This is a genomic window from uncultured Roseobacter sp., from assembly GCF_947493125.1.
GTDB lineage: Bacteria > Pseudomonadota > Alphaproteobacteria > Rhodobacterales > Rhodobacteraceae > Roseobacter.
In genome coordinates this window covers 23551-39302 of the sequence record NZ_CANLQB010000015.1, presented here as the reverse complement: position 1 = coordinate 39302, position 15752 = coordinate 23551, and the positions used below count along the sequence as shown (strand labels likewise).

Genomic DNA, 15752 nt, shown 5'->3' with positions numbered 1-15752 from the left:
AGTGCGAGACCTCAGCGGTCGCGGACGTTTCCAAATTTAGACGATCCAAAGCACAGGCGCGCACAAACTTAACTGTCTCGACCGGACGCCGGACGATGAAATAACGTTCAGAATGCCACTAACAGCATCCATACACTGTCCTCCTGAACCAGATCATAAAACCGCGCGCCAGTCGTAGTTCATCGCGTTTCAGATTTCATACTGGTGTAAGCTCGGTGAAAGCATAGGCCTCGCGAACATATGCACCGACCTTGTTGATCGGGTAGTTTTGCGGGTCTTGGTAAATCGGCATTGAGATGTTCACCTCTGGGTCACCCGGCGTTTCATCTGTACCGCCGAGTTCGTGAAGAAGGTGCTGCATGGCGTCATTTTCTTTGGCGACTAGCGCAAGAAATTCTGTAATCCCGTGTGCCTGGGCGACCTTCGCAAGAACGCCGAGCAACAGAGTGCCGATTCCGCGGTTCTGAAAAGCATCGACGACGGTAATTGCAATCTCGGCTGCGTGGTCTTCTGCGTTTGTGCGTATGTAGCGTGCGATTCCGACAGGATGAGCTCTATTTTGGCGCATACACAGCGCCCCAACGGCTGCATGATCTGCTGTATTCAATGCAGCAAATTGCTTGACCTCACGACCGGTCAGTCTCTTCTTTGCCGCCATGAAGCGAAAAAATCGTGACTGCTTCGAGAGACGGTCAAACCCCAGCTCAATCAGGTCGCCGTCATCCGGAACAACGTCGCGGAGTGAGACCCAAAGCCCGTCCTTTACTTCGACATCGAATGGCCGAAGCGATCTGTAGGCCATCTCAACCCTCACAATCAAAAGAAGCGGTGACCTAGGCAAGTGCTTTTTGCCTTCAGGCTCAACGATGTCCTGTCACTGCTGGGAGCGTATCACCGCTGCGTTCAGAGAAACAGGCGTTCCACTGATTTTACTGGCTAGGAAAAGGGTCCTATCTTGGAAAATCTTGTCAGAGTTTAGGAAATGAGCACAGACGTCCACCCGTTATCGGTTCAAGATGGCCAAATGTCTGCATGAACCGGTATCGCCTGATTTGCCCGGCACCTCGCAGGGTCTCAAACCCGTCGCACTTCTCAAAACCGTGCCCTAGTCAAAGTGAGGACATCTTCTCGGCGAACCTCTGGATTGTCTGAAAGTCGGTACTGGTGAAACGGATCGGCGAAGAAGCGTACGAGACCCTGGTATTCAACTCTCCTAGGTGCGATGTCCGGCACGAATCTGAGCGGCTATGGCTGTGAACCGCTAAAGAACATTCACTCACGAACAAAAAAGGAAGACGCAATGACATTAAAATCCGACAAACAAGCCAAAAATACATCAGTTCTCGCCGAGCTAAACTCGGATGGCAAAGAACCCTCAGATCAGCCTTCTTCTGCGAAGAGCAAATCTGTCCTCTCTGAGATCAATGAGGATCAGAGCGAAAAGAAACCGAAGTCCAAATAGGCTCTGCTAGCCAAATGGCCCGCTGCAAGGCGACTTTTGCCAATCGTTACTCCAAAGGATTTTGCTGGCGTACTCGCAGTCCCAATTCAACGAAGTAACCGCCTCTTATTTCTGCTTCTCGAAGCGGGCTGCAAGTGTGCGTGTCGCTCAATCCAGACCAACCAGGGAGATCCAAATATGACGGCTTCTATATGCCCACCCAAAGCCTTTGTCGTGATCGCTTCAGGGGCTGAGGCAAAGTTCTTTGTCAACGATGGCACGGTACGGGACATAAAGCTGAAGCATGTCGGTGGCCTGTCTCCGCAAAACCTCGATGATGACGGACCCTCGGGCAACCGGCCACCTGAGTCCTCTAACCAAGAGACGGACGAAGCAACCTTCGCCAAACAACTCGCGCAGTATCTCTACGCGAAGGCCCACAAGAAAGAATTCAAGCATCTGGTTCTTGTTGCGGACCCAGACACATTGGGAGAGATCCGGCCAATTCTTCACCAAGAAGTCACGCAAAAAATCACTTTGGAGTTGGCGAAAACCCTTATCAACTCGCCCACCGAAGACATCGAACGAAGTCTCTCAGCGGATTGAGCTGCCAACAAACGGCTACTTGCTGCCGCTCATCTCTGAGCGACAGCAGCACCATTCAACACTGTGTGTCGGGACTTAGGCTTGATACGCCGGCTGGGGTTCCAGGGCTACCAACAGCGGAGCAGACGCGGTTAACCTCACGGTTATCGTCCCGTTTTTGATGGAGGACATGCACAAGATACGGGGCATCTACGGGGAGGGCGACTCTGGTCACGCAAGGGGTCGCGTCTTCCAGATCAGCCGAGGGTGAAACTGGTGTTGCTAACGGTGAGGAAGCCGCGGCAGTCGGCGCAACGCTCAAGTCGGCATCTGAGGAGCAACCGGTCGTAGGCAGGGCTTGCCGGTATGTTCTGCCCGCATACCGCCTATGGTTTGTACTTCGGGTGCATCGACCACACCTGAGGAGTGCGGCGCTGATGCCGCGCAACCGAAAGATAATGTTATGACCCCGCAAATGACCTTCACAACAGCAAGACAGGCTGATGTCGAAGGATATCTCGCCGATGCACGCGCGATGCGCCGCGAATGGTTTGCACAGATGCTTACCGTCGGCGCACACCGCCTCGGCACAATGTTTCTCCGAAGACGTGCTGTTCAACCGCCTGCGGTCTGACCGCTCACGTCCCGTTTGCGCCCCTCGATCACACTTCGGCTCGGCCGGAACAAACACCCCTAACAATTAGTCACGTGGATTGGCACTCCTGTCCACAAAGCCGGAAAGGCTATATTACATGACGTTCCAGAACTTATATCTATCACATCCTTTGCACCGAATTGTAGAGGTCTATTGGCGACTTCGCTCCGAGATCGCAGAAAATTGCCGGACGCGGGCTGTTTATAATCAGACCTTCGCAGAGCTATCAGCCATGTCAGATCGAGAGTTGGTCGATATCGGCCTAAGCCGCGGAGATATCGGCCAAATTTCAGCGGAAGCTGCTAATATGTAATGGCTGTGGCACTCTACAACGGTCCAGATTTCTTTGGTGAAACGCACATCGTTTGATCAAGCTCTGTGCCGCAGCTCGCAGGGCCTTTCATTGACATTGAGATCACCTTTCGCTCCACGTATTAGTGGAGAGGCCCTTCCAGCATTTCACGTTTGCCTTCACGCAAAAGGATGCTCACCTAGCGTTTTTACCATTGCGGACGAACAGGGTCCAAACACTGAATGGTACGCTGAGCGTAAGACATTCACTCGCCAGATTTGGGAACCAAAAGCCTCGTTTAGCGTTGATCTCTTGAAGGCGATCTCATGACCTATGGCCTTACGTCGCCCGACCGCTTGTCGCGCTCATCCAGTATTCGCCGATTGAATTTCGTATCTCCCGCTCCGAGAGGACGGCAAGCAACCGCGGCGAGCTCGGTCAGAAACCGCCTCTCAAAATATGTCAGGCTAACTGGCGAAGAACTAGACTTCATCGAGCGCTCTGAAGACGATCCTAAGCCCATCACGAAAGGCGACAAGTTGTCCCAGCACAATGAAGACGGTGACATCGTCGTGCTCCAATCTGGCTGGGCTGTCCTGAAATCCTACAATAAGAGCTCGGGCCACCAAATCCTTCGTGTTTTCCTGCCCGGGGAATTTGTTGGGTTGTCGGAGATCGGTACTCCCCAGGTGGAGCACCAAATCAGCATGCAAACATCAGGTGTTGTTAGCCGACTTTCGAGACGCGCATTTTATAGTGGCGTGTCCAGGTTGCCCCGCCTCAACGCGTTGTTGCTCGCGCTCGTGTCGCTCGATCTGCAAGCCTTTCGGCATCATGGATCGTGCATGCGCTCAATGAGTGCGGAGAGCAACTTGAAGTTCTTTCTACTCCAGTTGCGCTCGCGACTTAAGGTGCCAGGAGTAGGTACCGGAGATCGGTTCCACGTACCGTTCAGTCAAGTCGAGATTGGTCAAGCCGTTGGGCTCACGTCAATTTACGTCAACAAACTGCTTCGCGCACTTAGAGAGCGAGGAGAGTTAGAAATCGACCGTCCGTATTTTCGGCTCCTCGCCCGAGAGCAGTGGGAGAAAGACATAGAATTTCTCGATGCCTATGAAAATATGGATACGTCATGGTTTCCAAGTGCCGAACCTCCAGAAGACCTGCCCCCTCGGGATAAGTCCATGCGTACAGAATTCGCAATGGTCTGACTAAAGAGAGGCCATCTATGCGGACTTAACTAAATTTTGGTCTGCATCGGAGGCGATTTATTCGCGGAAAGACGACGTACCAGGGTGTAATAACGTCGCAGCATTATAGCCCCGCCCGGGTCGACATACAGCGGTGCCAAAGCTGTCTTGGTTTAGCTTTTGCCAATTTCGCACCTTCCTTGGCTGGCCAAATAAGCAAAGCGTCGCCAAATTGAGAAGACTACCGGGTACTGCCACGCTGAATCTAGCGATCATAGGTTGGAACTATCTGTCCTAAAGATAGATCGCATCGAGGTAGGCAAAATTGGTGCTGGCATACCATATGTTTGAAACCAAGCCCGGACGCTGTGTCTTGGCATGTAATCTGAGAGGGACTGCGATGAATTGGGATCAAGTCGAAGGTAAATGGAAAGAGATGACCGGCAACGTCAAAGCCAAGTGGGGCGAGTTGACCGATGACGAGATCGCCGAAGTGAATGGCGACCGTGAAGCGCTTGAGGGTAAAATCCAGGCGAAATACGGAAAGACCAAAGAAGAAGCGAAACAAGAGGTCGATGACTTCCTGAATTCGAACTGAACGATTTGGCGCCATCTAGACGATCTAAGTTTCTGGGTGGCGCCAATCACGTTAAGATAGCCGAAAGATTCACTTAGGCTCGCTAAGCTAAGCTCATCCATGGGAACCGTAGTTTAGGGTCGATGACTTGATCGTGTACGTATGGTAGCGGGGTCGATCTCGGAATATAGAGAGCTGTCTTCTCCAACCTCTGATATGTCAGCGGCTATACGCCGCTGTCATCCTCCCCCACAAAATGACATACTTCAGCTGACGCGATCCATCGCGATCGACTTCTTGCTGCAGCACGCCGGACGGCGGTGTCCGAACGGAACTTATATGACGAAATCGAATTTTGATCTGGCGATTGTCGGCCTTGGCCCACGGGGACATTATGCTTTGGAGCGTTTTGTTCAAGAACTGTCCCGAGCAGATACCGTTAAAGCCGTGCGAATCCTCCTCGTCGAGGAGACCGAACAGTTGGGAAATGGCCCTGTCTGGGACCTGTCACAGCCAGATAGTAACTGGAGCAACGTCAACGATCGCATTCTGGAGCTGCCCGCACGTCCCGAAATCAATCTCGGCACCGCCTTGATAAAGAGCTTTCCCAGCTATCTCGACTGGGCCGTGACCAACCCGGCCGCGCGTTCAAAGGATAATTCTGACCACTATCCCCCGCGCAATGTGGTCGGCACCTATCTTCATGAAAGGTTTGCTACCCTTCTTCATCCACTTGTTGAGCACGGTATTGCAAAACTGGTCCAAGAACGCGCCGTCGCGGCAGCGCTTACTGAGAATGGAGCCAGTGTAACGACCCGTTCAGGCGTCAAGTTCTTTGCAGATCAGGTCCTCTTGACGGTCGGTCACCAACCAACGCAACAAGACCCGCAGATTGAAGGTTGGCAGGCCGAAATCGAGGCGAAGGACGAGCTTTGCCTGTTTGATGAACCATATCCGGTTGGCCCGATCGTCGATGCGGCCAAAACGAGCACGGAGACAGCCGTTGCCGTCAGAGGGTACGGGCTTGCCACGATCGATGTTGTCCGTGCGATTGCCGTAGCATATGGATCATTCTCGCTGCGTGACGAACAGTCGCGCGAGTTGAAGTTCGCACCGGCAGAACAGGTTGTCCCGACTATCATTCCGTTCTCCCTTGATGGTCTGCCTATGGGTCCGAAGCCCGTTAACGAACAGCTCGACCGGCAATTCGCGCCATCAGAAGAAGCCGTGGAAAGGCTTGGCCGCGAACTGAGTGATCCAGGATTACAAGCGCGTGCGACAGGGGAGGCGTTTTTGTTGGATGCAATCACACCCATCATTGGGAGTGTCTTTCGAGGACTCGAAAATAGGCGAGACGACGCTCCCTCAGATATCGACGCTCTGCATCAACTTGTAAGAGCTTGGATCGAGGATCCGGCGCAGGGCCATAAGTGCTGCTTGGATACGGATCAGCCACCGATCGACTTGTTGAAGAATCTCGTCCAGATGGCCAACGGCAGCGCGCCGGTCAGTTTAGATTATTGCATAGGTCAAGTGTGGCGGCACTGCCACCCTACCATCTACAGCTCGCTTTCACATAGCGCGCTCAGTGACCACATCTTGGCAGAAATCATTCTCACGGACGAAAGCATGAAGCGCTATGCGTTCGGACCACCGATAGAGAGCCTCCAGCAACTTCTTGCCTTGTGCGAAGCTGGCATGTTGGATCTGGAGTATCTCGCCGACCCGGACATTAACGTCGCCGACCACGGGTGGCTCCTAACCAGCGGCGAAAACCATGCCACGGCGCAGATCATGGTCAACGCGGTGCTGGACGCGCCGAAAATTGCCGACGTCCGTTCGCCACTGATCGAAGGTCTGTTAGAGGACGGACTTGTCGCACCAGTCCACGATGAACTTGGCGTGGCAACGACAGCGGATGGCTATGTCATCTCACAAAATGACAGTGTTCTTCGCATTGCGGTGCTCGGTCGGTTAGCAAAGGGCACCATCATCGGGGTAGACGCCATTCTCGAGTGTTTTGGCGAGAGACCTCGTACTTGGGCAAGCAGCGCGGCGAAACGCGCAGTCGTCAAGTCAGTGGAGACTCAGTAACTCCAGAAACGCCGATGTTCTGACCCGAGTGACATCAGTCCAAGTCAGGTCTGTCGTCGGCACCGCGATGTTCCATCACACGACTGACGGCGAGCAAGCCGGCCGCCAACGCGGCGCAAATGACGGAAAAGACGCCATATCCCATGCCCGCTGCCAGTCCAATCGCGCCTGCAACCCAGAGACTTGCGGCAGTCACCATTCCGCCGACACGCTTGTCACCCTGGATGATTGCGCCCGCGCCCAGAAAGCCGAGACCCCCGATCAACCCCTGAATGACGCGTGTCGCATCTGCAGCCAAGCCCGCGTCGGTCATGTCCTGTGCCATTTCTACCGAAACAATCGTGAATATCGCCGAGCCCAATGACACCATCATGTAAGTCCGGATGCCGATGCGACGGCGGCGCACTTCGCGGTCTAAGCCAAGAATTGCACCGGCCACGAGCGCAAAGACCAGTCGCATGAACCAGTCCGCCTGCTCGAATTGAAATCCGATATTGCTTAACCACTCTGGCATTCTTCACCTGCTCTCTCATGTCGCCCTGCCGCATTAAGTCGCAGCTTTTCAACCGTCGTGTCGTATTCCGCGGCCAGTGCAATCGCTGATTGCACTATGCGGCCTTGCAAGAGCTTTGCAAAGCGAAGAGGCCAACGCAGAAACTTTCGCTGATGTGCGCGGTGCGGCCAGTAATCAACAGCCCTCACGCGCACCTATTTAGCAATATTGCGCCCTTGCGACTCAGTTTCATGTTCCTGTATTGTTCTCGTCTTGTCAGGAGTCCGGAATGCACGACCACTCACGAGGAAAGGCGAACGGTGTAGAGCGGCTCTACCTCGATTTCGACAGCTTTTTCGCAACCGCCGAGCAGCATTTTAATCCAGCCCTACGGGGCCTCCCGGTTGGTGTGGTGCCCCTCGATTCCCCGAACACAGGCTGCATCGCCATCAGCAAAGAGGCCAAGGCACTTGGTTTGAAATCAAACGCCTCAATCAAGGACGCGAGAGCGGCGGTGCCCGACATGATCTTCGTCGTCGCGCGACACGATGTTTACGTCCGATTGCATGACCGCATTCTTGAGGTAATCAACAGCTGCCTACCTGTCTCACATGTTCGGTCGATCGACGAGCTGGTGTGCACATTGCTGCCAAGCGAAGCAGCACAGGGCGTCCAGCTGGCCAAACGTATAAAGCAGGAGTTAAGCCGCAACTTTAGTGATGTATTGACCTGTTCCATTGGTATGGCTCCCACTGAGCTCTTGGCGAAAATCGGCGCAGAGATGAACAAGCCCGACGGGTTCAGCCTGATCACCGCAGCCGAGTTGCCAGCAAAGCTGAACCATCTCCCTCTGCAGAAACTTCCCGGAATATCGACAGGTATTCAGCAGCGTTTGGAAAACTGCGGCATCAAGGACTTCGAGGCGTTATGGCGCATTGCGCCCAAGCAAGCACGGGCGATCTGGGGGAATGTGGAAGGAGAGCGGTTCTGGAACGGATTGCATGGGTACCATAGTGAACGGCCAGCGACGAAGAAGCGGATGTTCGGGCACAGTCGAATGCTGCCGCCAGATTGGCGCAACAAAGAACAGGTAGCTTCTTGCGCCCGTCAGCTCTGTTTCAGTGCCGCCCGCCGCCTTCGACGCACTGAATTTGTCGCAACAAAACTGACGCTTGGGTTTCGCGGAGGCGGCTATCGCAGTGCCTCCGGCTCACGCAAAGACGATCTGCGCTGGCATCAGGAACTATGCGTCGCACCCTCCCGAGATGACCGTACATTCCAGAAGGCCCTGGCCGAAGGTTTGATGACTGCCACACGTCAGAGGACATTCAAGCCGCGATCTGTCAGCGTCATGTTGCACGGGCTACTGGATCCAAAAGAAATGACATGCGATCTCTTCGATCTCGAAACATCCAATGTTAACCCTCCCAAATCGACATCCGAGCGCAGACGCTGGGAACAGGTGAGCAACGTATTGGACCGGTTGCGTTCGGAATTTGGTCCAGAAGCCATTTCTCTGGGACCAAAAGCGACTGTGCCGGGCGGGTACCTTGGCGCGAAGATCGCGTTTGGGCGAATACCAGAGCGCGCGGACTTCAATAGCGCTCCAGTCCCGGACGAAGCCACGCATTTCTGTTCGTTTTGAGCAATTTATACTGGCAACGGTATGCTGGGCTTTTGTACGTCGCGTTGGCGTTTCGCATGATAAGTTGGTTGCAAACCCACTTTCACAGAGCGTGAAGCGGCACAAGTCTGCCATGCAAGCCCACCCCAACAGCCAAATACACTAACATGGAATAAGGTTTGTAAAGTTTGCGTGGTGCCATCGACAGCTTGATCGAAAACGCGTGCTAGGTCTGATCTAACCAATCAGAACAGGGAGCGCCCAATGTCCGAGAAATCACTCTATACCGCCACGGCCGATACTCAATCCGACAATGCCACGACAGAGCGCACGAAGAAAACCGGCGATGGGGGCGAGCACCATCAACTCCCGGACCAGACCCGGTTGACCACAGCTCAGGGTATTCCGGTCGCTGACAACCAGAACACGTCGAGGGCCGGAGCACGCGGACCGGCACTGCTGGAAGACTTCCACTTTCGCGAAAAGATTTTTCACTTCGACCATGAGCGCATCCCGGAGCGGGTTGTGCACGCGCGCGGCTATGGCGCGCATGGCTATTTCGAAGCGACAGAGGAGCTATCCGACCTGACCTGCGCGCATCTGTTTCAGGAACGAGGCCGCAAAGTTCCGGCATTCGTCCGGTTTTCAACCGTCGCTGGCAACAAAGGCTCTTTTGACCTCGCAAGGGATGCGCGCGGTTTCGCTGTTAAGCTCTACACCGAGGACGGCAACTGGGACATCGTCGGCAATAACATCCCTGTGTTCTTCATCCAGGACGCGATGAAGTTCCCCGATCTCGTCCATTCGGTCAAGGAGGCGCCCGATCGCGCCTTTCCTCAGGCTCAGTCGGCGCATGACAACTTCTGGGACTTCATCTCGCTGATGCCGGAAGCCATGCACATGGTCATGTGGACCATGTCGGACCGGGGCATCCCGAGATCGTTCCGCTTTATGGAGGGGTTTGGAGTGCATACCTTCCGCTTCGTCAATGCCGAGGGCGATGGCCAGTTCGTTAAGTTTCATTGGAAGCCGAAACTGGGCCTGCAATCAGTGCTCTGGAACGAGGCGGTCAAGATCAACGGGGCTGATCCCGATTTCCATCGCCGCGATCTTTGGAATGCGATTGAGGCGGGGGACTATCCCGAATGGGAACTTGGGATCCAGGTCTTCGATGATGCCTTTGCGGACGATTTTCCCTTCGACGTGCTTGACGCTACCAAACTCATTCCGGAAGAAGATGTGCCAGTTCGCATCGTCGGGCGGTTGATCCTTGACCGCGTGGTTGACAATTTCTTTGCCGAAACCGAACAGGTGGCCTTCTGCACGCAGAACATCGTACCTGGCATCGACTTTACCAATGATCCGCTGCTTCAGGGGCGGAATTTCTCCTATCTCGACACGCAAATCAAACGTCTGGGCGGTCCGAATTTCACCCATATCCCGATTAACGCGCCGAAATGCCCGTTTCATCACTTCCAACAGGATGGTCACATGGCGATGCATGCCCCCAAGGGCCGCGCCAATTATGAGCCCAACAGTTGGGAAAAGGGCGGTCCGCGCGCCGACCCCGATACAGGATTCCGGCCCTATCCAGAGCAGATTGGGGGTGAAAAGCGAAAAGCGCGCCCTGAGTCTTTTGCCGATTACTACAGCCAAGCACGCCTGTTTTACCAAAGCCAGACATCCATTGAGCAGACGCATATCGCTGATGCATTGGTGTTTGAGTTGTCCAAGGTCAAGACACCAGTCATTCGCGAACGGGTCGTCTCGCATCTGCTGCTCATCGACAAGGGCCTTGCAAATGAAGTCGTAGATGGTCTTGGCATGTCCTCGATGCCCGATGCCGCAATCCCTGCCAAAGAACCTGTCGAAGGTCTAGAGCCCTCCGATGCCTTGTCGATTCTGAAAAATGGTCCCGGCAGTTTCGCCGGTCGCAAGTTTGGTATTCTGGCGACCGATGATATCGCGGATACCCTTCTTGACGGCTTGCGGTCTGCGATCGAAAATGTGGGAGGTATGGTCGAAATTATTGCAGTGAACGTGGCCGGGATCGTCACCAAGGATGGCCAATCCGTCGCGGCCGACGAAAAGATCGATGGCGCCCCATCGGTGCTCTTCGATGCGGTTGCGGTCATAGCGACGCAGGATGGTGCAGAGGCGCTTGCGGAAATGCTCCCCGCCAAAGACTTCGTATCGGACGCCTTCGGCCATGCAAAGTTCATTGCTTACACCGACCCTGCCAAAGCCTTGTTCGAGGCCGCTGGCGTGCACGAAACCGATGATGGGATGTTCCAACTATCGTCGAAGGGCGACATCGATGGTTTCATCGCCAAACTCTCGGAGCTGCGCTTCTGGGACAGAATTTCCGATGGCAAGTGAGGCGAACAAGAGCTGCCTCGTCCAGAAACTCTCGCACTATGCAGAGTTGGACGAGGAGGCAATTGGGCATCTCGAACGTCTTGAGCGCGAAGAGCGATCCTACGATGAACAGCAGGATATCTATCTTGGAGGTGATCGTCGCGACGACCTGCACGTGGTCAAGAAGGGATGGCTTTATTCCTATACGGACCTCCCGGATGGTCGCAGACAGATTGTCCGTCTGCACCACCCCGGGGACATTGTCGGGTTCGAAGGCATTGCCTTTCATCACGCGACCACATCTGTTCGAGCGGCCGAGCCCGTCGTCCTCTGCCCCTTTCCAAAGTCTGGCCTTGATGTCGTGTTCGAAAGCTCGCCGAAGCTGACCGCGCTTCTCTTTACGCTCGCAGTGCGGGAACAGGTGATCTTCGTCGACCTTATCCGCGCCATGGGCCGGATGAGCGCCAGGGAGAGGTTGGCCTACTTGTTCCTCAACCTCCTGGCAAAGCTGCGCATTACTAACACTGACATGACCGACACCTGCCGGTTGCCACTTACGCAGACGGAAATTGGCGATGTTCTCGGGCTCAGCAATGTCTATGTCAGCAAGACAATCTCGCGGCTCGAAAATGACGGCTTTATCTCCCGCAAGGACGGGAACGTCACGGTTCTCCGCGAAGATGATCTGGCTAATTTCTGTGACTTCTATGATCGATATTCCGACATGGACGTGAGCTGGTTTCCGCAATCTTAGCTGCGGTGCACGCACTAACTGTCTGGGGCTTAATCTGTGTTAACGCAGGCCCTCAAACACTCGTATATCGTGAAATAGCAGTGAGTTCTCACGGTCCTTTTGCCTCCAGTTCGCTTGGCCGAGGCTGAACTCTAGCTCTTACTCACGTCCCTTGCTGATCTGAGGATCGGGTCGTCATCAACTTCGAGGAATGGACTTTATGTCGCTCGCGACCCTGATATTCTTTTCTGTTTTTCTCGTTGTCGCTGTCGCGCCTGAAGCAATGATGGTTTTGGTCGCTCTGTGTTTAATTGGAGAGGTCTGCATTATCGCAGTGCAAATTTCGGCGCGGCTCGTTCAACGCACTTCGAGAACTATGAGCGCGCCCTCTTCGAATCTGCCTTACTTCTCCGTCCACGTTGCTTGTCACAATGAGCCGCCTGGCCTCGTGTGCGACACGATCCGCGCCCTTCACGAGCAGGATTACCCTAATGAGCGGTATGAAGTTATCGTCATAGACAACAACACAAGCGATCCGGCGAAGTGGGTCCCTGTCCGGGACTATTGCGCGTCACTGAGAGTAAATATGCGGTTTTTCCATCGCATGGACGTCAAAGGCGCCAAGGCTGGCGCGCTCAATATTGCGCTCGACAAGTCTGCTGCCGAGGCCACACACATCGTAACTATCGACAGCGATTACGTCGTCAGTCCGGGTTTTCTCTCATGCGCTGCGCGTGTTCTTGAACAGGACGGCAGCGACTTCTTGCAGTTCCCTCAAGCCTATCGGCATGTCGGCCGGGCTGCCCACGGGATTTCGTTGGAACTTGAGGACTACTTCTCATTCCATGCCCGCTCTGCAAACGGCACGGGACTTATGTTGCCGACCGGTACTCTGAGCGTGATTGACAAGAAAGCCCTGGAGAATGTCGGCGGCTGGCCCACTGACGGCGTTACAGAAGATGCGCATCTGGGCTACATTCTTTGTGCAGCGGGGTATCAGGGTCGGTTCATCGATCGAGCGGTCGGGCATGGCATTCTGCCGCTCGCGCTGAGCGATTTTGAACAACAGCGGTTCCGTTGGAGCAATGGCAATGCACGCGTGTTGCGACAAGCCATCCTGGATCGCCTCCAAAATACGAATGCGCGTGGCAGCTTGCGACAGACGGTCGTGATTGCTTCGCAGTTGACCGCTTGGTTGTCCTTTCTTTTGATACCCGTCGCCGCTTTGCTTGGAAGTCTGCTATTTGGCGTTGCACAGCCTCTGCTGATCGTAACCGCCGCATTATGTGTCATAATTGGAGTTGGACGATCTCTTCTGCCGCTCGTGATCGGCAAGGCGCATAACGATCTTCGAACCCTTGCCGGTGCCGTCGCCAATCGGCTGGCGCTTCTCCCTGCTGCCGCACGCGGCACAGTAGAAGCCACCCTGACGGACCGCGCGCAATTCGTTGTCACGCGAAAGGACGGCGGCGCGCGTAGTGATCGCTTGCTGCCACGTGATCACATCGCACTTCTGGTCCTCGCGGCTCTTGCAGCTCCAGCTGCCTTGGCGACAGGGCCATTGGCCTGCTTCGCCCTGTTACCGCTTTTCGTTCTGCTACCCGCCGCGCACATGACCCGTTCTGCCCTTGAGGCCTATCGCCGCGGCCCTCAATTTCTTCTGGAGTTTGCCAAACATGGATAATCGAGCCGATATCATTATACCGACATTCAACCGTGCCCAGCTTATTGAACCAGCTGTGAAGGCTGCTCTGGATCAGTCCTACAGCAACAAGCGTGTCATTGTGATTGACGATGGCTCCACGGACCAGACCCGCAATGTCCTGTCGTCCTATTTCGATCGCCCGGATTTCCTTTATATCGGGCTGCCGTCAAATGTCGGCACGGCAGGTGCCAAGAATGTCGGCATCGCCTTGAGTGATGCCACTGCCCTCACCTTTCACGATTCCGATGACCGTCCGCATGTGGACAAGGTGCTCTTGCAATCGCGGGCCCTGTTCCAGCCTGACATCGGCGCGGACCCTTGTCTGAATTGGGCGTTTGTAGGGCACGCACCGGGATCATCCTTGGATATCTCTTGGGTATTGACCCATCATACCCTGATCCTGCCTGATGGCAGGCGGGTCGACATTCGGCGCGATTTGTCCTTGCTCGATGACGTGTTTCCGAACTTGCAACTGGGATCGACCGTACCGGGCGAGTGGACGCATATAAATTCAGGCCTCTTTTCGAAGCATGTTTTTACACGACTTGGGGGCTTTTCCGATTGCATCGAAGAAGACCGTGAATTCCGCAACCGGTTGGTCTTGAGCGGTGAACCAATGTGGATCGTGCCAGAGCCTTTGCTCACCAAGATCGAAACAGCTGACTCCCTCACCCAGTCTGCGGCCTCCGATTATGACAGCGCGCGCCGAAAATCCGATCGCACAAAGGTCTGGCGCAAGGTCGAGGCGTGGCGCGCTACCGGGGAGGTCAATCCGGAACCCATTAATCTGCCGTCACTAGAGGGTGCGTTTGTCAGTCGCGCTGAGCCGCTCGAAGCCTCCAGTGCGCTGATGACAGACACGACACGCAAGGCGATCCACCGCCTTTCCACGCGCATCACGGGCGGGACCAGCGTGGCCGCACAATGACGCAAGAACATTTATGGCTGGTCGATCCCTGTGCGTCTGAACCCTACTGTCTAGCTGACCTCGGGCAGCGGCCTATGGGTGGTACCGAAGCAACCGTGCTGCGCGTCCTGTCAGGTCTGGCGGGAAAAGGCGTGCGCTCGCGCCTGTTTCAGCGCGCTAACACTGGGAGCAGGGTATCCAGCGATCCACTCTTTTATACATCGCTGCAAGAGGCGTATCGTGCTGCAGACGCTTCCGGAGTTATCGTCGTCATCAATGCCTGGAAGGTGGCCATTAAGTTGCGCAAAAGCCATCCTGCTGCCCGCATCCTTCTCTGGCTGCACAAATATCCAGGACGGCATAACCGTAAGATGGGAGCGGCTCTTGTTCATGCTGGCGTGGAAGTCGTATGCGTTTCGCACAGCCACGCCGCTCATCTGCGCAGGTTTCTAGGCGACGGCGTCACAGGATCACCAAAGATCCACGTTATCTACAACCCCGTAACTGATGCTCTGAAGCCTGACGCAACGCCTCGCGACCCTGACCTGCTGCTCTTCGCCAGCGCCCCGCACAAGGGTTTGGCCGAGGTTTACGACCGGTTTGTCGCCGTGCGACAAGCAATGCCGAGCCTGAGACTTCACGTCGCTGATCCAGGCTACATGGCCTGGACCACCCCCACCCCACCGGACGGCGTTGTGGGGTTGGGCCCCCTGCCCCAGTTTGAATTGCACCGCGTCATGCGACAGGCTCTGTGTATTTTCTACCCGCAAAGCACCTTTGCCGAAACATTCGGTCTCGTCATTGCGGAGGCCAACGCGCTTGGAACGCCTGTCATCTGCCAACGCGGTCTCGGCGCAAACGATGAAATCGTGTCAACGGCTGACCAGGCATTCGAGTGTTCGGATACATCGGCGCTTGTCGCGCGTTTGACGGTATGGCGTCGCGTTCGACCGCGTATCAAAACGCATGACGCCTTTCGAACTGAGGCCGTTGTCGACGCCTGGTTCGAACTCCTGCAACAATCAGCAGGTGTCACAATCGCACCCCCTGAGCCAGCACCGACAGCGCTGGCATCATGACAATGCCCGTTACCCTATC

Annotated in this window: 14 protein-coding genes; 12 read left to right on the top strand and 2 right to left on the bottom strand. The window is 55.0% G+C overall.

Annotation, left to right across the window (positions count from 1 at the left end; translation table 11 throughout):
- Nucleotides 1-196: 196 nt before the first annotated feature.
- Entirely contained in the window at nt 197-802 is a 606-nt protein-coding gene (locus Q1A71_RS22385; protein WP_299682161.1) for a GNAT family N-acetyltransferase, read from the bottom strand.
- Nucleotides 803-1639: 837 nt separating this feature from the next.
- Between Q1A71_RS22385 and Q1A71_RS22380 the strand changes: the two genes are divergently transcribed.
- The 6 genes from Q1A71_RS22380 to Q1A71_RS22355 all read left to right on the top strand — a co-directional run bounded on the left by Q1A71_RS22380 (nt 1640) and on the right by Q1A71_RS22355 (nt 6834).
- Nucleotides 1640-2047, top strand: coding sequence for a host attachment family protein (locus Q1A71_RS22380; RefSeq protein ID WP_299682158.1), 408 nt, complete (start codon nt 1640-1642; stop codon nt 2045-2047).
- Nucleotides 2048-2489: 442 nt separating this feature from the next.
- The gene (locus Q1A71_RS22375; protein WP_299682155.1) at nt 2490-2660 is read left to right on the top strand and encodes a hypothetical protein; all 171 of its coding nucleotides are present in this window, start codon (nt 2490-2492) and stop codon (nt 2658-2660) included.
- 118 nt (nt 2661-2778) lie between these two features.
- Nucleotides 2779-2994 carry a DUF1127 domain-containing protein gene (locus tag Q1A71_RS22370; protein WP_299682152.1) on the top strand — a complete coding sequence of 72 codons (216 nt, stop codon included), beginning with the start codon at nt 2779-2781 and terminating at the stop codon, nt 2992-2994.
- A gap of 305 nt (nt 2995-3299) precedes the next feature.
- Nucleotides 3300-4184 (top strand): Crp/Fnr family transcriptional regulator, encoded by an 885-nt coding sequence (locus Q1A71_RS22365; RefSeq protein WP_299682149.1) that lies wholly within the window; start codon nt 3300-3302, stop codon nt 4182-4184.
- A 379-nt stretch (nt 4185-4563) separates the two neighbouring features.
- Entirely contained in the window at nt 4564-4761 is a 198-nt protein-coding gene (locus Q1A71_RS22360) for a CsbD family protein (RefSeq protein WP_227267714.1), read from the top strand.
- A gap of 318 nt (nt 4762-5079) precedes the next feature.
- A complete protein-coding gene (locus Q1A71_RS22355) occupies nt 5080-6834 on the top strand; it encodes an FAD/NAD(P)-binding protein (RefSeq protein ID WP_299682142.1) in 1755 nt (584 codons plus the stop codon).
- Nucleotides 6835-6868: 34 nt separating this feature from the next.
- On the opposite strand, the gene Q1A71_RS22350 is transcribed toward Q1A71_RS22355, so the two are convergent.
- Nucleotides 6869-7348, bottom strand: coding sequence for an MgtC/SapB family protein (locus Q1A71_RS22350; protein WP_299682139.1), 480 nt, complete (start codon nt 7346-7348; stop codon nt 6869-6871).
- A 268-nt stretch (nt 7349-7616) separates the two neighbouring features.
- Between Q1A71_RS22350 and Q1A71_RS22345 the strand changes: the two genes are divergently transcribed.
- From Q1A71_RS22345 to Q1A71_RS22320, 6 genes are all read left to right on the top strand, one after another.
- Entirely contained in the window at nt 7617-8972 is a 1356-nt protein-coding gene (locus Q1A71_RS22345) for a type VI secretion protein ImpB (RefSeq protein ID WP_299682136.1), read from the top strand.
- A 243-nt stretch (nt 8973-9215) separates the two neighbouring features.
- Entirely contained in the window at nt 9216-11330 is a 2115-nt protein-coding gene (locus Q1A71_RS22340) for a catalase (protein ID WP_299682132.1), read from the top strand.
- Nucleotides 11320-12063: a Crp/Fnr family transcriptional regulator gene (locus Q1A71_RS22335; protein WP_299682129.1), complete on the top strand. Its 744-nt coding sequence runs from the start codon at nt 11320-11322 to the stop codon at nt 12061-12063. Before Q1A71_RS22340 ends, Q1A71_RS22335 begins: the two co-directional genes overlap by 11 nt.
- A gap of 199 nt (nt 12064-12262) precedes the next feature.
- Nucleotides 12263-13726, top strand: a complete 1464-nt coding sequence (locus tag Q1A71_RS22330) for a glycosyltransferase family 2 protein (RefSeq protein WP_299682126.1) — start codon at nt 12263-12265, stop codon at nt 13724-13726.
- Entirely contained in the window at nt 13719-14675 is a 957-nt protein-coding gene (locus Q1A71_RS22325; protein ID WP_299682123.1) for a glycosyltransferase family 2 protein, read from the top strand. The genes Q1A71_RS22330 and Q1A71_RS22325 overlap by 8 nt, the downstream gene beginning before the upstream one ends.
- Nucleotides 14676-14749: 74 nt before the next feature.
- On the top strand, nt 14750-15733 hold the full coding sequence (locus Q1A71_RS22320; protein WP_299682120.1) for a glycosyltransferase: 984 nt from the start codon (nt 14750-14752) through the stop codon (nt 15731-15733).
- Nucleotides 15734-15752 lie beyond the last annotated feature (19 nt).